This window comes from Lentzea alba (assembly GCF_047445655.1).
Classification (GTDB): Bacteria; Actinomycetota; Actinomycetes; order Mycobacteriales; family Pseudonocardiaceae; genus Lentzea; species Lentzea alba_A.
On record NZ_JAJAEG010000012.1, the window covers coordinates 272,380 to 295,918 of the forward strand.

1 pseudogene is annotated in these 23,539 nt (G+C 71.0%); it reads left to right on the top strand.

What is annotated here, in order from left to right:
* Nucleotides 1-59: 59 nt before the first annotated feature.
* A pseudogene (locus LFM09_RS21855) lies at nt 60-23,539 on the top strand (hypothetical protein); the annotation flags it as partial.

A 23,539-nucleotide genomic window follows, 5' to 3' on the forward strand; every position in this document is an offset into this window, starting at 1 on the left:
ACCGTCCGGCCACCGGGCTGCGTTGCCTCGGGTGAAGTGGTGTTCTTCGTGGAGGTCCGGTGCCCGTCAAGGTCGATCGCAGCGACTTCGGTGATCTGCCGGAGTGGGCACGGACCCTCCTCCAGATCCTCGGGGTGGACTGGCCGTCGGCCAACCAGCACAAGTTCCGCGCGGTGGGGCGGGAGTACGGTCAGGTCACGGACAAGATCCTCGGGCTGACGGACTTCATCCACCGGACCAAGCGGGGAATCGCCGACAGGCACGGGATGCCCGACGCGGCCGAGGCGTTCGACGACAGCATGAAGCGACTCGCCGGCGGCTCTCCGAGCCTCGTCGACGAGCTCGCCAAGGGCACCAAGGGAATCTCCGACAACTGCGACGACATCGCGCTGAAGGTCGAGTACGCGAAGTACTCCGCGATCGGCCAGCTCTTCCTGCTCGCGTGGGAGATCGCGCTGGAGTACGCGATGGCCGCCGCCACCGGTGGCCTGTCCATGCTGAACCTCACCTGGCAGTACGCCGCCACCCGTCAGTACCTGCTCGCGCTGTTCAAGTTGCTGGCGCGGGCGGCGGTGTTCGAGATGTTCATCGGCACGACCGGCGGCCTGATCGTCGACGTCGCGGTGCAGCGGCTGCAGAAGGAACGCGAGACGTGGGACCGCGAGGCGACCACCGGCACGCTGATCTCCGGTGTGGTCGGTGGTCTGCTCGGCGGCGTCGTCGGCGAGTTCGGCGAGCAGCTCGGCCGCAAGCTGGGTGGGTTGCTGGGCAAGGACTTCAAAAAGCTCACCACAGAAGACCTGCTGAAGAAGATCAACGACGTCAAGCTGCCGGGCGGTGCCGGTGACGACCTGACGAAGACGTGGTTCCGCGACATCGGGCACACCCTGACCGGCCGGACGGGCAGCGAGCTCACCAGTCCCGGCACGGCGTTCACCAAGTGGCAGCGCGACAAGTTCGCGAACGAGGTCGCCGACCGGTTCGAGACCGCGTTCGGCGACACCCTCGGCAAGGACGCGGCCCGGCAGCTGGGCCGCGACTACGCGGAGAAGTTCGTCGGCAACTGGGGCAGGCACGGCGACGGTGGCGTCGATGCGTTCAAGAACGATCTCCGCTCGGTGCTGGCGCCGCACTCGGACAAGATCGGCAAGGACGTCACGCGGGTGCTCTCCGACGACGTGCCGGACGTGATGTCCCGCAGTGTGAACGACCACCTCGGCGGCAACCTCGCGGCCAAGGCGACAGCGTTCAGCGGCATGTTCCTCGCCGAGGGCGTCTCCGGTGTGATGTCCCAGGCCGCCATGGCCGCGATCAACGGAGAGGAAGTCAGCGGCGAGGACTACGGCATGGGCTTCGTCGCCGGCCTGGTCGGTGGTGCGGTCAGTCACGGCATCGAGAGCGTCGGGGAGAAGGGCCTCGACGCGATGATGACGTCGATCAAGGGCATGTTCGGGGGCAAGGACTCTCCCGACTTCGTGGCGGAGTCGGACCCGCCGCCTCTGTACACCGATGTCGCGTCGGACAGGCCGCCCGCGTACGCGGAGTCGGCTCCGGGTGCGCCGCCGCCGTACACGCCGTCCGAGGTGAAGTCCACTTCGGACAGCAAGGCCGGCTCCGATGTGAAGGCTGCGTCGCCCGACAGCAAGGCGGCCTCCGACGCCAGGTCCACGCCGGACACCAAGTCCACATCGGACACGAAGTCCGCGCCGGACGCCAAGGCGTCGCCGGACGCCAAGACGTCGACGGACGCCAAGACGTCGACGGACACGAGGACGGTGTCCGACGCCAAGTCCGACAGCAAGTCCGACGCGAAGAACGCGGCCGGCAACGTGCGGACCTCGGACAAGGACGCATCTCGGCAGGACGAGGAACGTCCTCGCACGCGCCCCGCCCCGCAGCGCACCATGTCGGCCGAAGGTTCCGGCCAGCAGGCGAACGCCGGCGGGCCGTCCTCCGCCGGCGCCGCGCCGGTCGAGTCGAACCCGGTCGAGTCGAACCCGGTCGCGGTGAACCCGGTCGAAGCCCCGAACACCACCGAGTCGGCCGGTGAGGTCGCGAACGCGAGTCCGGCGGCCGAGAGCCAGAACCAGCCCGCCGGTCCCGTCCTCACCGCGGCGCCGGACACGGCACAGTCCACAGTGGAAGAAGAGGTCGCGGCCCCGGCCATTCCGGAACCGCCGCCTCTGCCGCCGGTCAGGAGTGCGAACGCCGCTGTGGAGCCAGGTCAGGAGCTGACCCTGGCCGACCTGGCGCCGTTCCTGGCCGAGGGCAGGTCGCTCGGGTCCGCTTCCGTGGTCGAGGTGAAGTGTGCCGAGATGCTCCGGGCGAAGCTGCACCATGCGCTGCCCGACGTCGAGGGCGACGAGGTCGACGAGATCACCGACGCCGTCAGGGACGGGTTCGAGTCCGCGTTGGGCGGCATGTTCTTCTCGGTCGGCACCTCCAGGAACCGGCGTGAGGTCGAGGTGCGCGCGGTCGTGCGTGCTGCCAGGCCGGCCGGCCCGGACAGCGGCGGGTCGCACCTCACGGTCAAGGGCGGCGGCTCGAACACCGACAACCGAACCGGGCGCACCGCTGGTGACGTCGGCGGCTCCGTCACGGTGAAGGCGCCGGGCACCGGTCCGTACGTCACGGTCGGCGGCAAGGTCTCGTTCGCCACACCGGGTGCGGCGCGGGCCGTCACGACGTCCTCGCACGACCAACGGACTATCGACTCGGGTGCGGGGCGGCAGGTCGAGCTCGACGTCGAGTTCGTCGTGACCGTCCGCGACGAGCACGGCAACGAGCTCGAGCAAACGCCGGCCGCCGGCCCGCCGGAGACCGGTCAGGTCGTGGTGCGCGTCCCGGAGAACCTGGTGCGCATCACGCGGCCGGAGGGGCAGGAACCCGTTGTCCTGAACGAGGAGTCCGGGCGCAGGCTCCAGCACCCGGTGGCGGAGGCGGTCACCGAGGTGGCCGGCGTGTTCGGCGCGGCCGCCGATCTGCTGCACCGCTCGGTCACCGCGGTCGGTGCCCCTGGCCGGGACGCGCTGCGGACGTTCCTGGGCGGGGCGAGCATCCGGGACAACTTCGGCGCGATGCTGACGGGCTGGGTCAACTCGCCTGCACTGTCCAGTGAGGACGGTGACCGCACCGGCCAGGTCCGGATGAAGGCCGTCCTCAGGTACGCCGAGCTCGTCGGTCCCACCGCGGACACCGCACTGCGGCTGGAGGAGTCCACCTCCGCGGGGTCGGCCACGACCGCGTACACGAAGAGCGGTTTCGACGCGTCGCTCTCCGGGGGCTACGGGTTCGACGTCGTTCCCGGGGTGGCGAGCGTCGGAGTCGGCGTTGGTGGCGGACGCTCAGCCGCAGCCACGCACTTCACCACGTCCGCCCGCACGTCGTCGACGACGACGGGCATCGGGCTCCAGGGCGACGTCGGGCTCTACCGGTTCGACGTCGAGATCGTCGTGCAGTCGCTCGACGGCAAGCAGACCGAGAACCAGACCGCGGTGGTGTACGCCAGGGTCGGCGCCGCGGAGGCGGCCGAGCTGGGCCTGCAGCCGCCCGGCGGCGCCAACGGCCGCATCGAGCGATCCGGTCCGCCGCGCTTCGAGCCCGCCCACCTGCACGAGCGACTCGCGGCGGGCAACGTCAAGGTCGGCCGGTTCGACGGCGCGGAGGCCGTCGTGCCGGAGATCAGGCGCCGGCTGCGGGGTGTGTCCCGGTACGCGAACCTGTTGCCGTCGTGGGACAGCCAGAACGACAACTCCCGCAGCAAGCGTGCGAACACGAGGCACGTCCGGCAGATGCTGGAGAACGAGCAGAAGCTCGCGGCCGCACTGTCGCCGGAGGCCCTGCGCAACCGGCTGGACGCGCTGATGGGTCCCGGCGTGTCGGTCACGCTCAAGCACCAGGACGTGTTCTCGCGCGACGCGGTCACCATCACCGTCCGGCTGGAGTCAGAGCCGGGTACCCACGTCGGCGAGGTCGGCGACCGGAAGGTGCGCAACGCCGCGACGAGGCGAGCCGCGACCGGTGCCGCCGCGGAGACGAGCCGGGGCTGGACGGCGGGGCCGGAGGCGAAGACGGTCGTCGTCACCGAGTCGCTCTCGTCGAAGCTCGCGATCGTGCCGGCGGGCGCGGTGAAGTACGGCCGCTCCTCCACGACCCGTCTCGGTGGCGGGCCGATCACCGAGGCGGCCCGCACCGTCGTCGGCGACCCCGTTGCGCAGGTGTTCGAGCACCAGGCGAGGTTCGTCGTCGAGATCACCTCCCACTCCCGGCCGCGCAAGCTGCTCAGGTCGATGCTCCCGGGAACGCAGACCCAGAACCCGCGCTCGATCGACCAGGACGACGCGCACGAACTGCCGGCGAACTACACCCTGTGGGTCCCCGACAGCCTGACCTCGTCCACCGCTCCCGCCGCGGGCGAGCCCGTCCGTGAGCGGCGCGTGCACTCACTCGTGCCGCCGCGCTCGATCGGCGAGCACCTCAAGGCGTTGCCACCGCCCGATGTCAGCGACTGGGTCGGCGTCGAGACCGTCGTGCACACGAACATGGTCCGCGACGCGGTGCGCGCCGCTCTGCTGGAGGCCTCCGACGGTGACCGCGCGCTCACCCTGCCGGGCAGCGACGCGTGGACCGCCGTCGAGGAGATGGTCAGCCCGGACAACCTCAAGGCCTCGCTGCGCAGGCTCACCGGCGGTGTGGTCAGCGACGAGCTGGTCTACCCGAGGCGCCTCGCCGACCGGGTGGGCAAGGTGGGCGTCGTCGCGCGGCTGACCAACCCCGGCCTCGTGCGGGTCACCGACGACGCGGCCGCGGACCGGTCCACCTCCGGCGGGCTGCGGTTCGAGGGCGGCCTGGTCAAGACGAGCGGTACCACCGTCACCGCAGGCACCACGGTCGTCGGCACCGCCAAGGACAACCCCACCGCGACCGGCATCGGCGCGGTGAACGTCAAGCCGTGGTCGAAGACGAACATCGACGTGGAGCTCACCGACGTCACCGCGAACATCGACCGCACCGTGACGACGGCACCGGGCGAGCGGAGGGTCCTGGCGCGGTTCGACATCGGGTTCACCGTGCTCGCCGAGTCGCGGCAGCAGAACGTCGTGCAAAGCCCCGATCCGCGGGTCGCCGCACGTTTCGTCGACCTGCCCGGCTCGGCACTCGTGTGGCTCACGGAAGACCAGGCACGCGGATACGGCCTGCTGCCCGCCGACGCGCCCGAGCCCGTCATCGAACGGCGTGAACGCCTCGTCCCACCCGCGACACTGCCCGCAGGAGGATCCGGCGCGCTGGGCCTGGGAGTCGTGGAAAAGTTGCCCGACCTGTCGGACCTGGTGCCGAGGCTGAGCGACGAGCTGGCACGGGCCGCGGTGCCGCTGCTGCCGGACGCGCAACTGAACGACGCCATGAACAACTGGGGCCGCCTGCTCGACCTCGTGTCCCCGGACGGAGTCGAGGCGCTGGTGGACAGTGCCTTGGACGGCGGCATCCCGCTGCACGCCCACCTACCGGGCGTGACGTTCGGCAGCAACGGCTACCAGGTGCTGCTGAAGGCGAAGACGCTAGGCGAGCCGGAGTTCCGCGAGGTCGTCAACGACGGCCGCACGATCGAGCACAACACGGTCCACGCGAGCCGGGTCATCACGGTGGACGGCACGACCAGGTCGTGGTCGGTCTTCGGCACGGCGGTCGGGCGGGAAACGCACGAGACTCCCGACGCCCAGCACACGACGACGGCCGGCGGCGCCGCGGGCGGATCGGCCGCTCTCGCCGCGGAGAAGAACTCCATCGAGATCACCACCGACCAGCAGGCGCGGCTGCGCACCGTCAGCGGACCGGCCGCGCTGTTCGACATCCCCGTCGAGTTCACGCTCGAGGTGCGGCACAAGGACTCCGTCGTCGCGTCGGTGGGCACTGGGGAGCGGACGCTCGGCATCCGCGTGCCCGCCGACAACCTCACCACCAGCCGGCCGCCTGATGGCGAGGTGCCGGTGGTCGGGCAGGGCGGTGGAGCGTCGGTCAGCCAGCCGTCCGTCGGCGAGGCGCCGGTGGACGTCGAGCAGGCCGGTCAGCCGGCCAACCAGGCGCCGGTGGTCACCGAGCAGGACGCCGAGCTGCCAGTCACCCAGCCGTCCAACGACCAGGCACCGGTGGTCACCGAGCAGGACGCCGACGCGGCCACGTCGCTGGACACCTGGCGCCTGGGCGGCGTGCCGAAGCTGCCGGACCAAGCATCGGTCGAGTCCGTGCGAGCAGCGGCGGAACTGCGCGAGGCTGTCCGGAACGCGCTGAAGCGAGCCGGTGCGGGCGACGGCATCACCGACTACGGCACAAGCGCGGTGAACGCGCTGTCCTCGACGCTCAGCCCGCAGGTGCTGCAGGCGTTCCTGCCGTCGATGACCGCGGAAAGCCTGCCCGTGCCGGCACTGCGCGAGGCGGCGGTGCTGGGTGGGAAGCGCGCTGAGGTCGAGGTGCACGCGCGGTTGAGGGTGCCGCGAGTGGTCGCGTTGAGCGACAGCGTCACGCTGGACAACCCCACGTCCAAGTCGAAGCTCACCGTGGCGGAGCGCAAGGTCGTGGGGAGTGGTGACCTGTCTGTCGGCGTACCCGGCGTGATCGCCACCAACACGCCGCGCAACATCGCGGGTGACCTCAGCGGGGTGCAGCTCCGTGCGGTGAGCCAGCCGGTCGACTCGGCGCCGGACGACCCGAGCACGTCCGCGGTGGCGAACCTCAAGAACGCCGGGCGCAGCGCGTTGGTGCGGTTCGACGTCGACTACCGGGTCGTGGTGCGGGCCGGCGGGCGCACACAGGTCGTGGACGTGACGCTGCCCGGTTCGGCGGACGTGCGGATGCCGGTCACCGACGCGGAGAACGTCTCCGGCACCGCCGTCTCGCGGGTGCTGAGGTCCCGTCAGACACGGGTCACGCGGACCGCGAAGACGTGGCAGGACGCCGAGATCGGCGCGCGGCGGCAGCGGTCCAGGGCCGAGGCGCTCGTCGGGGAGCTGGGGGTGGGCGACGGCTGGGCCCGGACGGTCGAGCTGCTGCGGACGGCGTACGTCCAGGACGCCCAGGACCGCTACGACGGGACGCACCCGGACGAGGAGACGGTGGAGGCGCGGCGTGCCCGGCGTGTGCTTGAAGACGCCGTGCGGACCGCCGAGAAGGCCGCCGCTGCCGCGCAGGTCCGGCACGACGAGTTGCGCCGGCGCGTGGACACCGCCGAGGCGAGGGCCGCCGCGCTGCAAGCGGCATGGGACGGCCCGGCCGGTTCGATGTTCGTTCTCCAGCAGACGGCGCACGACATCGCGCGGGAGATCCACGAACTGGAGTCCGCGAACGACGGGAGCGAGGCGCAGCGGCTCGGCGAGGCGCAGACCCGGCTGGAGGTCGCCACGAGGGTCCTCGAACGGCAGCGGCAGGCGCGGGACGGCGCGCCGGCGGACGTCGAGGCGGCGCGGACGCTGAGGGACGCCGCGGCCGAGGAGGTCACCAGGGCACAGCAAGACCTGCAGGCCGCGCAACAAGATTTGGGGGAGCACGGGCAGAAGCTGACCGAGCTGACGCCGGCCGATCGTCACGAGCGGTTCTCCGGTGTCGCGGAGAAGGCACTGCGGGAGGCCGAGGCGATCGCCGAGGCCGCGCAGGTCCAGCTCGGCGATCTGCGCCGGATCCGCGCCAACGCCGAGCGCACACTCGCGGAGCTCGAAGCGGCGTGGGAGGGCCCCGACGGAGAGCTGTTCCTCGCGCAGCAGGTCGCGGAGGAATCCGCGCGCAGGATCAAGGAACTGACCTACTGGCCGGATCCCGCGTTGTCGGCGCTGGAGGTGAAGGTCCAGCGCGAGAACGAGAAGGAGCGGCACGACCTCGCCGTCGCGATCATCGCGGAGCAGCGGCAGGAGCTGGCCGCCGCGCGTACCCGTGCTCTGGAGCTGACCGCGCGGTGGACCGCCGCGGTCAACCAGGTCGCCCTGTCCCAGGCGGCGTTGCAGGCGGCCTGGCTGGACTTCGTCGACACGAAGCAGAACGCGTGGTGGCTCGCGAAGGACGTGCTGGACACCGAGTTCGCCCGGCGAGCCGCCGTCGCGCCCCGCACCGCGGAGGACGAGGGCTGGCGGCACAGCCGGGCCACCGAGGCACCCTGGTTCAGCGCGGCGAACCCGCTCGACCCGGCGCAGTGGGAGGACCAGCGGGCGCAGACCCCGAGGTGGGCCGTACGCACCCAGGCCGCCGACGTGCTGACCACCCTGCTCACCACCAGGGACAAGCGGTACGACGGTCTGATCGACTACGCCGTCCAGCGGTTCACCGTCGACGGGCGTGGTGTCACCGAGTTCACCGTGCCGATCAACCTCGTGCGCGGCCCCGGCGTCACCGAAGAGCAACTCGCGCAACTGAAGGAACGCGCTCAGACCGGTCTCGACACCCTGGTCAACCAGCGCTACCGCTTGCCCGGCGGCGACCAGCTGCACGTGCGGGCCGAGTTCACCGCGGATCCGCTGACCGACGAGAGCGGCCAGTCCCGCCGCCCGCAGGAAGTCGTGGTCAGCACCGACGAGCAGGAAGGCACCAGGCAGGACGTCTGGCGCTCCGACGCCACACCGGAAGTCCTCGCCCACGAACTGCTCCACTACCTCGGCGTGGTCGACGAGGAGCACGACAGGAACCGCGTCCTGCTGAGCCGCGCGGACGACGGCGTGGGCGCTGTCATCACCGGCGGCGGCAGCATCATGGGCGCGGACGTGGCGTACCCGGAGCGCGGCGTCCCGCGTCTGCTGCCCCGCCACAGCTGGATGATCCACCGCATCCTGCGCGACCAGCTGGGATCTCGTCTCACCGACTCCTACCACCGCGACGACCAGCCGGCCGCGGCGGGACCGGTGCTCAGCGAGGCCCAGCGGTACGTGCTGAGGCGCGACGAGATCGACGTCTTCCCGGTCGGCACACCAGCGAACCTGGTGGAGGCGGTCACCATGACGCTCGCGCCGGACTCCCGGACCCGCCAGGACGAGTTGAGGCAGGCAGGCGCGTCACTCGGGCCGGCCGCGACCCCGGACGAGGTCGCCGTCGCGCTCAACGTCAGGCTGCGCGTGCTGACCGAGGAGGGCACGGAGATCACGCTGGGGCCGGATCTCGGCGAACCGGTGCGGGTGGTCCGGACGTCGGCCGCGGACTTCCTGGCGACCCGGCCCGGCACCGCGCCGCCGACCCGCCCCGTCACGGTGCCGCCGTCCTCCTCGGCCTCGACGCCGAAGCACCGCCGCGACGAGGAAAGCGACAGCGACACCTCGCTGACCGACGACCGGCGCACCAAGAGGAAGCCGGGTCCGCGCACCTGGAGCACGGACACGGACACGGCGATGGACGTCGACGTGAGCGCAGTGAGCGGTAGCCAGTCGGAGAACCTGGCCGCTCACTTCGAAAGCCTGTCGCTGGGCGACATCGACTTCTCCTACAACGCCGAGTTCGCGAAGCTGGCGAACGGCCCGTTCGACCTGCCCACCAGGAACACCTACCTCGCGCGGCTCAAGGACGACGTCGAGGGCGGCAGGCGACCCTCGTTCGTGATCAACATGATCGTCGGCCACAACCAGCTGGGCGACATCAACGCGGTCATCGACGCCATCACCAGGGACGCCGGGCCGATCGGCAAGGACATGGTGTTCGTCGTGGGGGTGAACGGCCGTGCCGGCTCGAACGCGGACATGGCCACCCACATCGAGGCGGCGAACAACGCCGTGGCGCACCGGGAAGAGCCGATCGCGATCGTGCCGCTGCCGGAGGTCAAGGCAGTCGAGGAGTTCCCGTTCGGCCGGATGCGCAACGAGACGATGACCAGCCCGGCCACGCGGTTCGCGGTGGGTGCGCTGATCGGCAGGGGCACCCACCCGTACCTGTCGATGCAGGACTTCGACTCCGGTTCGCGCCGGGTGCCGTCGGGCAAGGACGTCTTCACCCACTTCACCGACTCGCTGAACCCGCCGGGCATCCGCCCGATCCGGCCGCTGATGTACGCGGGCGGTTACCGCGTCGGCGACCCCGGGCAACTCCGCACCGACGTCCAGAAGCGGATCACCAAGGAGACCAGGGAGGTCAAGGCCGATCGCGCGCTGAAGGCGGAGGACCGGGCGAAGAGGCTGAAGGCGCTGGACACGGCCCAGAGGGAGCTCGACCGGCCGGACTTCGTGGAGAAGTTCCAGCAGGCGATGAACGACGACATGGACGCACGGGTCCGGCTGGGCGACTCGGCCCAGCTGCTGCCGTACGCACCGGAGCCCAACCTGTTCGTCGACGCGATCGTCCCGCTGGTCGACAACTCGGTGAGGTTCAGCGACCGCGACAACGAGTTCAACGGCCTCGGCAAGTCGATGAACGTCTTCGCCGGCGGAGAGCTCGTCGACATCCACCGCAACCACCTGCCGCCGCCGAAACCCGGCGACGAAGCCGTCGTCGACTCCGGGATCGACGTCGACCGGCAGACGAACCGCAACCCGTACCGCGGCGTGACTTTCTCCACCGACTTCGTGGACGGCGCGGTGGGCACCGACCTGTCCCGCATCGCGCTCGGGTTCGCGAAGAGCGAGGGCAAGTCGTGGCCGCAGACGCACGTCGCCCTCAACAACGTGCCGAACCGTCTGTACGGCGGTGAGAAGCCGCAGGACGCCAAGGCGGCCAAGGCCGACACGTCGGCGGCGGACATCCGCAACGACTTCCAGGACAAGCCGCCCGGCAAGGACGGCCGGCCGAACCCCAAGACGAAGTCGCACGCGCAACGCGAAGCCCAGCAGCTGATCAGGCACGAGTACGACTTCGACCCCGAGACCGAGGTCCACACGCACCGGGGGTCGGAGGGTGGCTGGACGCCTTCGAAGACCGACGCGCTGAAACTCGCCTGGGAGGACAAGAACGTCCTGAACAAGGCGGTTTCCGCACCGATCGAGGGCCACGGGCACATGGGCGTCGATCCCCAGATCGACACCACCACCGAGTACCCGCCGCGCGGGGGCGATGCCAAGCAGAGGACCGAGGCCGACCTGGGGCACATCGACCCGGCGGCCAAACAGCAGAAGATGGCCACGGTGCTGAACATGGCGCTGTCGGACAACAACAGCAACGTGATCCGCGCGTTCGGCTCGCTGGAGCACGGCAGCCTGCCGCTCGCCTCCGACCCGAGGCCGGACGGCCTGTTCGCCGCAGTGCACAGGGCGCTCGCCCTGGAGCCGAAGCGCACACCGGCGGCCAGGACGCCGGCGACCGAACTGCGCTTGAACACCATCCGCCAGGGCTCCGGCGCGCCGGCCGGGATCATCACGCAGATCGCGAACTTCCGGCAGGAGCACGGCCTGGCGTTCGGTCACCTCGTCAAGGCGCTCGTCGAGCCGGGACCGACGCCGGTGACCGAGCTCCCGGAGAGCTTCCGGCGCAACGGCGCCGGCACGCCGGTCACCGAGACCGAGACCGAGACCGCGGCTGAGGAGGACACGCAGGAGCAGCAGGCCGACAACGACAAGGCGGCCAGGGCGGAGGAACTCGCCGGGCGGCTGCTCGCGACCGAGCTCAACCGGCCGCTGGTCGTGCACCGCGACGGCGAGAAGCCGAAGCGCCTCAAGCCGTTCGTCGATCCCAAGCGGAAGGGCGGCAAGGCACCGGGGCCCGACCTGCACCTCGACGCGAACCCGAACCCGAACGGCAAGACGACTTTCACCCCGCACCGCCCGTCGGCCGCTTCCTCGTCCGGCAGCGGGATCCAGTCGGTGGCGGATCCCAAGTTCCCGATCTCACCCGCGCCGGACGTCGCACCACGCCGCGCCTCGGCGCATCAGTTCGCGGACCTGGTCGGCGCCTACCACCAGAACACCGAGGGCCTGAGTCAGCTCCGCCTCCCCGATGGCGAGCTGCGCACCGCACTGGCCGAGTTCTCCCTGCTGGCGGGGACGGGTGATCTGACGCCGCAAGCGCGGCCGGCAGAGCTCGGTGACGTGCTCGCGCAGGTGAACGAGGTGTTCGCCGACGACACGATCGACGGCGTGGTGCGGAGGAAGGCGCGGGCACTCGCGAACGACGCGTTGCTGCTCGCCACCCTCGTGCCGTCCCGGGGTGACACGGCGGTGCGGCCGCTGCCGCCCGGACGGCTTCGCGAGATCCTGACCGACGTCGCGTCGCTGAAAGACCTCGGCTACGAGCCGGAGGCCCCGCTGCCCAGGAGGCTCACCCAGCTCGCCCTCCTCGACCTGGCGGCGCCGGTGCGTTCGGCGCTGCGCGAGGACCTGTTGTTCCGGGATCTCGCCGGGAACCCGGACGCGCTCGCCGACGCGATGTTCGCGATGTCCGGCGAATTCGAGCAGGCGTTCACCACGGCGATGCAGTCCAGGACCAGTGCGTCGCCGGCGGCGATCCTGGCCAGGCTGGGACGCGCTGTCCCCGGTGCGCACGCGGACCTGAACGCCGTGCTGGACGAACTGGAGGCCCTCGACACCGCCTGGCGCGCGGGGACCGAGACCGACGCGGACACGCACGCCGACCTGGCCCGTCGCTGGGCGGCCGCGATGCCGGAGCCCGCGGACGCACAGCGGGCCGCCGCCCTGTTGCTCAGCGCGCCGGCACCCGTCGATCGGACCGTGCGGGACGAGGTCGGCGGATCGCCGCGCCGAACGGCCCGTCCGTCCGGTCGCTGGGGGCGCGAGCGGGCTCAGCAGGAGTGGTGGCGATCGGCGGACCCGGCCATCGCGCCCGACCACCGGGCCGCGAACCCGTTGTCACTGCAGGAAGTTCGCGACCAGATCGGCGGCAGTCCGGTCACCGTCGTCTCGTCCGAGGACGGCGGGCTGACCCGAGCGGGACGGCTCTGGCGCGGCACGATCGGCTACGACCTGCAGCCCGGCGAGATCACCAGGGACGGGACGAAGGTGCCCGTCCGCCTGCACACGGTCCGCCTCCACCTGGAGAACGCCGGGCAGAACCAGGTCGCCCTCACGGCGTTCCAGAGCCGGGTCAAGTCCGCTGTGGACAGTCATTTCAACCGGGGCTACCGGCTGCCCAACGGCGAACAGCTGCTCGTCGACGTCGTCTTCACCGACCGCGCCGACGCGCACGGCACGATCTTCGTCACCGATCCCGGCACGCCGGCCGACCAGACGCACTGGCCCGCCGACGGGAACGACGTCCACTTCGCCCACGAACTGGGACACTTCCTCGGGCTGTACGACGAGTACTTCGTCCGGGAGGACCAGGAGGCGGGCATCGACCCGCCGATCTTCCAGCACCTCGACGGCGCCGGCCGGGTCGCGGGCGGACGCGGCCTGATGACCGCGGCGGCCGTCACCGGCGACGTCGTGCTGGAACCGCGCAACCTCCAGCTGCTGTGGGACCGCGCGCGGTCGCTCGTCGGTGACGAACCGCGGCCGACGCCACCTCCGCCTCGGGTCGAACGACCTGGGCCGGGCTTCCTCGCCTCACCGCAGGACGAGCAGGAGTTCCGCGCGCAGCCGGAGATGGCCGGCTACCTGGACGAGGTGGCCACCGTCCTGCGGAGCCACCCGTACCTGGCCTCGACGGGTGAGGCCGAACTGGCTGCCATCCGGGCCTATTCGTCAACCCACTACCCGTTCATCGACAGCTTCCTGCACGGCGCCAAGCACCCGGACCACGCGCCCTCGCTGACCCGCCTGCTGTCGTCGGCGCTGACCCGCATCCCCACCCGCTACACCGGGCCGGTGACGCGGGTGATGAGCCTGAGCGTGGAGAAGGCCAAACAGCTCTTCGTCGTCGGCGAACGGTATGCCGACCCGAGCTTCTTCCGCGCCATGCGGGGCGATGACACGCTGTACAACGACCGCAAAGTGATCGTCAAGGCGATCGTCCACGACGGCGCCAGCGTCGAGAGCGTATCGCGGCGTCCCAGCGAGCAGGAGGTGATGCTGCCGCCGCGCACCGAGTTCGACGTGGTCGAGGTGAAGGAGGACGGCGACCGGCTGTACGTGACGCTGCGCCAGGTCGAGGCCACCCCCACCACGCTCGCGACGCCGTTCACCGGGTCCGCCGGCCCTGACCCGGGCCCGGGCCGCATCGACGACACGCTCGCGATGGAGCACCTCGTCGACGACCGCAACGGCGAGCACGCCTCTCTGTCCACTCAGGACGCCCGTGCGTTCCACGAGAAGCGTCTCCGTGCGCTGCGGGCCCTGAGCAGGAGGCCCGCCGCCGACGGCCCGGTGGAGATCACGACGTGGCGGTCCGCCGCCCAGCTGGACGCGTACCGACAGGGCAAGATCGTCACCGAGCCGACGATGCTCGTCGGCGGCACCTCGGGCAACGTCAAGTTCGTCCTGGACACCCAGGTGGCGAGGATCGCGGTGAACGGGACCCAGAACGACGTGACGGTCGTGCCGCCGGGTGCGTCCTTCGAGGTCGTGTCGGTCGAACGGGCCACCGACTGGACCGGGATGACCGTCGTCCACCTGCGTGACGCTGCGGCGGCTCCCGCGACCGTTCCGCTGGCGCCCCGGTTCCCCAGTTCCTCCGACGACTTCATGGGCGCATGGGTTCCGGACTTCTCGGGTCTGGCGGACGACGTTGCCGGGGACGCCGGGCCAGCGGCCCCGCAGGAGACCGCCTTCCCGGCGTTCTCCGGCGACGACTTCATGGGCGCATGGGTTCCGGACTTCTCGGGTCTGGCGGACGACGTTGCCGGGGACGACGGGCCAGCGGCCCCGCAGGAGACCGCCTTCCCGGCGTTCTCCGGCGACGACTTCATGGGCGCATGGGTTCCGGACTTCTCGGGTCTGGCGGACGACGTGGCCGGGGACGACGTTGCCGGGGACGACGGGCCAGCGGCCCCGCAGGAGACCGCCTGCCCGGCGTTCTCCGGCGACGACTTCATGGGCGCATGGGTTCCGGACTTCTCGGGTCTGGCGGACGACGTTGCCGGGGACGACGTTGCCGGGGACGACGGGCCGGTGGTGCCCGCGCAGGAGACCGCCTTCCCGGTGTTCTCGGGCGACGACTTCATGGGTGCCTGGGCCCCAGACCTCTCGAACCTGCCGGGTGGCGAGGGCGAGGCCGTCCCGCAGGAGCTCGCCCCCGAGCAGCCCGCGCCGGCGTGGTTCACCCAGCCGGAAGGTCTCGCGCCCGCCGCACTGCTCGGCGAGCTGGTCGAGGCGACCCGTTCGCGGCTGGTGGGAGGCGTGCCGGAGCCGGACCTGTTCGGGTTGCTGTCGCCACCACCGCCACCGGAGTTCTTGCAGGGCCACGACTACACGGACGTGACGGCGGGACAGGGCCTGCACCTGTTGCAGTTGCTGGATCTGCGCCGCCCGGCCCCGTCGCACGAGCAGACGGCGCCGGAGAACCTGCACGATCTCGGCGACCGGGTGCTGGTCGAACAGCGTCACCAGGACGCGCTGACCGATTGGGCGCCGGGTGAGGTAGCACCACTGCCTCAGGTGCTGGAACTGCCGCTGGTGCGGTTCTCGATCTGGCTTGGCGGCCCGCTGGACACCAGCAGCCAGGGCCGTGTGCAGATGCGGGACAACCTCGCGAGCACGGCGCAGCAGCTGGGTGGGGGAATGACCCGCGTGCTGCTGACGGACGTGCCACGAGCGGCGTTCGAGAACCCGGACGCGGGTGTGCGGGAAATGCTGTCGTGGGCACAGGAGAACGACATCGTCCTGGTCAACGTGTTCGAGGTGTTCAACGACGGCGCCCCGATGCCGTTGCAGTCGGCGATGCAGGCCGAACTGGCCAAGCAGACCGGGCACGGCTACGCGGCGGCGAGCGACATCCTGCGGCTGACGGTGTTGCAGCGCTTCGGCGGGCTCTACAGCGACGGCGAGTACGTCGCCACACCGGAAACGCTGACCGAGGTCGAGCGGGTCCTCCGGTCGCAGGCCGCGTTCGGCGTCAACAACGACGGGATGTGGCAGGGCAACGACGTGCTGGCGATGCCGAAGGGGCATCCGGTCGCGGACGTGTTCCTGGAGCTGATCGGCAGGAACTACGGCCGGGGGCAGCGGGACCTGCTGGGCGCCATGCGGTTCATCTCGCCCGACATGTTCTTCACGGAACGTTCGATGCGGGCCCGGCGGCATTCGGTGATGGCGCGTACCGGTCCGGACAACCTCGGCGCGCTCGCCACCCTCCTCGGCTGGCAGCGCATGGAGGAGCTGCCTGCCTTCGGCGTCGCCAGGGTGGAGAGCGGAGCGAGCTGGACGGGCAGGGCACGGCCGGCAGCCTCGATCTCGGCGCAGGACCGCGAGGCGACGCTGGGGCTGACCAAGCGGGTGGTCCAGACGTTGGTGCGGGAGCTGTACAACCGGAATGGCGACCTGCATCTGACGGTGATCGCGGACGCGGTGGCGCGGCACCACGATCCGGATCTCGTGTGGACGGCGGCGCTGGGGTATCTGGCGTCACGGCCGGAGCTGGCCGAGCTGGTGCGCACGGTCACCGACCGCGAGCTGATCACCGAGCGCGACGAGCGCGCCGTGACGCTGCCCGGGCTGGTCGACGGATTCCTCACCGTCGAGGACGCGACGATCGACAGCTTCCTGGCCGAGTACACCAGAGCGGCCACCATGCGGCATGTCCCCGTACCGTCGCCTGTGGACGATGAGTCCCTGCCGGAGGAAAGCAGCGACGAGGAACCGGTGTCGCGGCAGGAGATCCTGTTCCCGGAGGGCGTCAAGACGTTCCCGGAGCAGGAACGGCCCAAGCTGGCCCCGATCGCGGCGTTGCTGGCGAGGGCGGCTGTCGCACGGCAGGGGAGCGGTCTGCCGCGGCCGCGGGCGACGATTGTCGGCTACGGCAACGGCTCGGTCTTCGACCCCCGGCGAGCTGTGCGGTCGGGCAAGGCCCGTGCCGACGCCACCGCGGAGGCGCTCAGCTCGGCCGTGGCGGAAGAACTGAACCAGAGCGACGCCGTCGACATCGTGCCCGTGTCCCAGGGACGCGATCTCGGCGACGACCCGTTGCCGGCCGGGATGAGCGTGAAGCAGGCGCGCCGGCGTGCGGTGGTCACCGTGGACCTGGAGACGACGGTTCCGCCCGACGGCCGGACCGGAGGGGTGTTCCAACGGGATGCGGAGCAGCTGCGGCGGATCCTCGACGACGACGCGGGCGGCAGGGTCGTGCCCAACGCGTCGTTGGTCACTGATCCGGCCACGTTCCCGGCGACGAGGGCGGACGCGTGGGCCGAGCTCCAACGGGCCCGCAACGAACTCGGCGATGCCGAGCAGGCGTACGTGCGGCTGGCGGCTCGTGTGGAGCAGGGCGTGGGAGGCTCCGGCGACGCCGGGCAGCTGGTGGTGCTGGCGGGCCTGCACGAGGCGGCACTGGCGAGGGTCGAGCGGGCGGAGGCTGATCTCCGCGCCTGGGGCAACGACGCGCGGCAGGTGGACGAGCGGTGGCAGGAGTGGCTGACCGCTTCGCGGCGAGAACGGCCGCGGCTGGACGGCGGCACGCCCCTGTACCAGGTCAGCAAGCACGAGAACCCCGATCCGGGTTCGCTCTCCGAGCTGATCGAGGACCTCGACGATGCGGTGGTGCCCTCGGCGTCGGTGACCGGCCTGCTGGGCCCGGACCTCTTCGGGCTGCTGACGCCGCCGCCCGCGCCGCCGTTCCTCGCCGGCCGCGACTACTCCGCCCTCACCCCGGGGCAGTCGGTGAAGTTCCTGCACACGCTGAACATGGTCGCGGCCGAGACCCCCACCGCGGAGGCTCTGGACCCCGCCGAGCTGACGGACGAGACGGCGTGGGTCACCGCTGTCGAACGGCCGGAGGAGGAGCTGCGCGACTGGGCACCCGCTGACGACGTCCCGCCGCTGCCGAACCCGGTCGAGCTGCCGGCGCTCCTGCACGCGATCTGGCTGGGCGGCCCGCTGCGCGACGCCGGAACCATGGCGTGGTTCCGTGAGAACTACGGCAACGCGGGGTACGAGTACGGCGGCATGATGCATGTCGTGCTGTGGACGGACGTGCCGCGCAGCCAGTTCGACCTGGCGCGTGACACCCCGGCACCCGCGGACGGTGAGCCGGATCCGCTCGCGGATGTCCGGAGCATGCGCGAGTGGGCCCAGGCCAACGACATCCGCCTGATCAACGTGGACGAGGTGTTCAACGCCGAGTCCCCGATGCAGCTGCACCCCTTCTACCTGACGGAGACCACCAAGCAGGCCGGCCCCGGTTACGCCGCGGCCAGCGACGTCCTGCGCATGGAGATCCTCGCGAGGTTCGGCGGCGTCTACACCGACGGAGACAACGAGATCGAGGACCTGGAGCAGGTCAACGAGCTCGTCCGGACCAAGGAAGCGTTCGCGGTCAACAAGGAGGGCGACGGCAAGGCGGGGAACTCGGCGTTCGTGCTGCCCAAGGGACACCCGTTCACCCAGCTCTACCTGGACGAGATCCGCGCCAACTACGGCAAGACCCAGAAGGAGCTGTTCCCGTCCTACGTCTCCGGTTTCGCACCGGGATTCTTCGACTCGCCGCTGGGGCGGGTCCACCGCAACTCGGTAATGCTCCGCACGGGCCCCAACCTGCTCCTCGATCTGGCCAAGAAGCTCGGGTACCGGCGGTTGCTCGTGGACTACCCCGGCATCCCCGGGATCAGGATGAACAGCGCCGGCAGCTGGCTGAAGCCGCCGCCGCCCGGAGCCGCGCCGTCGTTCGACCGGGCGGGAACCGCCGAGCTGACGAAGAAGGTCGTGCAGACCCTGGTGCGCCAGCTGCACAACCGGGACGGCGACCTGCACCTGACCCTCGTCGAAGACGCGGTCAACCGGCATCCGCGGCCGGACGTCGTCTGGACCGCCGCGCTCGGCTTCATCGCGGCACGCCCGGAGCTCGCCTCGCTCGTCAGCACGGTCACCGACCGCAAGCTCGACTCAGGTCAGCTGCGCCAGGTCACGCTTCCCGATGCGGCGCAGGCACTTCTCACCGTCACACCCGGCACGGAACGCACCTGGCTGAACGAGTACCAGCAGGACGCCGTGCTCGCCGGACCCAAGACGCCGGGGTTCCCGCCGGCCCAACCATCCGAAGTGGACCAACGCCCGCTGCTGCCGGCCCGCACCGGCCTGCTCGGCAAGCCGACGACGTTCCGGCTCGGCGAGGTCGAGCCGAACCTGATGGCGGACGAGGACGGCGTTCCGATCGGGATCTCGTTGCCCAGCAAGAAAGGCGACGAACATCGTGCGCAGTGGTGGGCCTCGCGCACCACAGCGAAGCCGGTCGTCGAGTACAGCTCGCTGATTCCCCAGGAGGCGGCGGAGAAGGCCGCGGGGACGGCGCCGAAGTCGACGCCGCACGCGGTCCCGTGGGCCAGCGACGATCCCGACGCACAGCCGATCTACCTCTACCTGCACGCAGGGGAGACGGCGTTCAAGGTCAGGACCGGCGACAGGTCTGTGCTGCGGGTGGACGGCGCGACGCTGGCCGAGATCGTGCTCGCCGACGAGAGGTTCCAGCAGGTCGCGCGGGAACGGCCGCGCGGGCCGATCGTGTTGCTGGCGTGCGAGTCGGGTCAGCTCAACGGGCCGGGCGGCGCGGGTTTCGAGTTCCGCCGGGTCCTGCTCGAACGCGGGGTCACGCGGGAGGTCTTCGCACCCACGGAGACGATCAACCTCGTTCCGGTCTTCGCCGCGATCAACGTGGACAAGCGCGGCCACTTCGTGCTCGTCGAGGCAGGGCCCAAGCGGAGCAGCGGGGAGAAGGTGCTCGCCGACGAGTCGTGGCGGCACAGCGAGCGGGGCTTCGACGACCCGGCCGCGAGCTGGGCGACGCATCCGCACCCGGTGGGTGCCGACCGGATCAACGCGGTGCGCGACCTGGTGGCACCCACCCGGTTCTTCGGTGAGTCGGGCGGTCTGACCGACGACAGCAAGATCACCTTCGGCGAGGACGGCAGTCCCCGGTTCGACTTCAGGACGTGGCGCAGCCCGATCGCGTACGAGGCCAGGCGGTTCGAGTTCCCCGGCCCGGACGGCGGGCCGAGCACGATCGTGCAGGACCGCACGTTCCGCATCCACCTGAAGAACCCGCACGGCTACGACCTGACCGCCTTCAAGGCGAACGCCCAGCGGGGCATGGACCAGTTCTGGAACAAGGGTCACGCCCTGCCGCGAGGCGACCAGCTCAACGTCCACGTCGAGTTCACCGATGATCCGGCGGCTGCCACCGGGACCGTCACCGTCGGCCCGGCGGGCACCCGGCCCAACCAGCTCACCATTCCGATCGACGCGCTGCCGGTGCACTTCGCGCACGAGATCGGCGGGCACTTCGGCGGCCTCGACGACACCTACGCCGAGGGACCGGACGAGAACCCGAGCATCTTCCAGCACAACGCCAAGGGCAAGACCGTCAGACACACCGATGGCACGGTCGAGGTGGTCGGCCGGGGCCGGATCGTCGACGACAACAGCATCATGGGCGCGAAGGCCCGCGGGCCGGGTGCCCTGGTCACGCCGGCCGACCTGTGGCTGCTGGACAAGCGCGGCCCGAACCCCGAGGTCATCACCCCCACCCGCGTCGACCCGGTCACCGGCGGCCCGGCCGAGCGGCAGGTCAACCCGGACGTCAACGGTCCCGGCGGCGCCGGCGACACACCCGGTCCGGACGTCAAGATCCCGAACTTCGGACCGGAAGAGCTGCTGGACGAGCTGGTGGAGGCCACGCGGTCGCGGCTGGTGGGAGATGTGCCGGAGCCGGACCTGTTCGGGTTGCTGTCGGCACCGTCAGCGCCGGAGTTCTTGCAGGGACACGACTACGCCGGCCTGACCGCGCGCCAGGGCCTGCACCTGTTGCAGTTGCTGGACCTGCGCCGGTCCGCGCCGACGCACGAGGAAATGGCGCCGGAGAACCTGGCCGACCACGACGACCTGGTCATGGTCGTGCGGCGTGGCGAGGACACGCTGACGAACTGGGCACCGGGTGCGGTCCCGCCGCTGCCGGGCAGGTTGGAGCTGCCGGGTGTCCGGCACTCGATCTGGCTGGGCGGTCCGCTGGACACCAGCAGTGCGGGTCGCGTGCAGATGCGGGACAACCTCGCGCAGTCGGCGCGGCAACTGGGCGGGTGGATGACCCGTGTGCTGTGGACGGACGTGCCCCGTTCCGCGTTCGAGCAGGCGCGCCTGTTCCCCGAGGCGCACGGTGAGGATCCGCTCAGCGGCGTGCGGGAGATGCTGGCCTGGGCGCAGAGCAACGACATCGTTCTGGTCAACGTGTTCGAGGTGTTCAACGCCGAGAGCCCGATGCCGTTGCAGGCGGCGTTGCAGGCGGAGCTCGCCAAGCAGACCAGGCACGGCTACGCCGCCGCGAGCGACGTCCTGAGGCTGACGGTGTTGCAGCGCTTCGGCGGGCTCTACAGCGACGGCGAGTACGTCACGACCCCGGAGGACCGGGTCCAGATCGAACGCGTGCTCCAGTCCCAGGCCGCGTTCGGCATCCACAAGCACGAGAACTCGCAGGGCAACGACGTGTTGCTGATGCCGAAGGGACATCCGGTCGCGTCCGTGTTCCTGGACCTGATCGGGGAGAACTACCGCAGGCCGCAGCGGGACCTGCTGGCCGAGGCCGCGGGTTTCGGGCCCGCGCAGTTCTTCGCGGTACCGGATCTGCTCGCCCGGCGGCACTCGGTGATGCTGCGCACCGGGCCGGACAACCTCGCGACGCTCGCCACCCGGCTCGGCTGGGAGCGCGCGGACCAGCTGCCTCCCTACACCTCACCGGTGGTGAGCGGGGCGAGCTGGACCGGCAGGGAACGGCCGCCGGCCTCCGTGCGGACCGAGGACGTCGACGCCACGCTGGAGCTGACCAAGCGGGTGGTCCAGACGTTGGTGCGGGAGCTGTACAACCGGAATGGCGACCTGCATCTGACGGTGATCGCGGACGCGGTGGCGCGGCACCACGATCCGGATCTCGTGTGGACGGCGGCGCTGGGGTATCTGGCGTCACGGCCGGAGCTGGCCGAGCTGGTGCGCACGGTCACCGACCGCGAACTGGTCGCACTGGGCCAGGAGCGCGCGGTCGAGCTGCCGACGGAGGCGCTACGGCTCTTCACCGTCGAAGACGGACCGGTCACCAGCTTCCTGGCCGAGTTCACTCGGCCTGCCACCATGGAGCACGCCTCCGCACCGTCGCCTGTGGACGATGCGGCACTGCCAGAGGACACGCCGGAGGAAAGCAGCGACGAGGAACCGGTGTCGCGGCAGGAGATCCTGTTCCCGGAGGGCGTCAAGACGTTCCCGGAGCAGGAACGGCCCAAGCTGGCCCCGATCGCGGCGTTGCTGGCGAGGGCCGCTGTCGCACGGCAGGGGAGCGGCCTGCCGCGGCCGCGGGCGACGGTCGTGGGCTACGGCAACGGTTCGGTGCTCGACACCAAGCAGGCGGTGCGGTCGGGCAAGGCGCGTGCGGAGGCCGTCGTCGAGGCGCTCAGCGACGCCGTCGCGGACGAGCTGGACCAGAGCCGCGATCGCGTTGACGAGGTCGTCGACATCGTGTCGACGTCCAACGGCCGTGATCTCGGCGACGGGTCGTTGCCGGACGGGATGACCGCGAAGCAGGCGCGCCGGCGTGCGGTGGTCACCGTGGACGTCGAGACCACGACCCCGCCTGCGGCTTCGATCACGCAAGCCTGGCAACAGAACTCGGACCAGCGACTGCGGATCCTCGACGACGACGCGGGCGGCAGGGTCGTGCCCATCGCGTCGTTGATCACCGATCCGGCCACGTTCCCGGCGTCGAGACAAGAGGCGTGGAGCGAGCTCTTGCGGGCCCGTGAGGAACTCTCCGCAGCGAGAACGGCCCACGACCAGCTGGCCGCCCGCGTGGCGCAGGGCGTGGGCTCTTCCAGCGACGCCGCCCGGTTGGTGCAGCTGGCGACCGCGCGTGACGCGGCGCTGGGCCGGGTCGAGCGGGCGGAGGCCGACCTCCGTGCGTGGGGCAACGACCCGCGGCGGCTGGACCGCAGGTACCGGGAGTGGCAGGAGTCGTCGCTGCGAGAGCGGCCGCGACTGGACGGCGGAGCCGACTTCGCTTCGGCCCGAGGGAGCGGAACCACGGCCGATGAGCTGCTGGACGAGCTGGTGGAGGCGACAGCACCCCAGCAGGTGGCCGACGTGCCGGAGCCGGATCTGTTCGGGCTGTTGTCGGCGCCGCCGGCGCCGGAGTTCCTGCGCGGCCACGACTACACCGGTCTGACCGCCGCACAGGGAATGCATCTGCTGGACCTGCTGGACATGCGCAGGCCCGCGCCGTCGCACGACGACACCGCGCCGGAGAACCTGGCAGACATCCTCGACCGGGTCTGGCTGGCCGACCGTCCCGAGGACACGCTGAACGACTGGGCACCTGCGGCACCTGTGCCGTTGCCGGGCGCGCTGGAGCTGCCGCGGGTGCGGTACTCGATCTGGCTGGGCGGCCCGCTGGACACGAGCAGCGCGGGTCGCGTGCAGATGCGGGACAACCTCGCCGAAACGGCTGAGGAACTCGAGTACCTGGACGGGCCGTTCACCCGCGTGCTGTGGACCGACGTGCCGCGGTCGGCGGT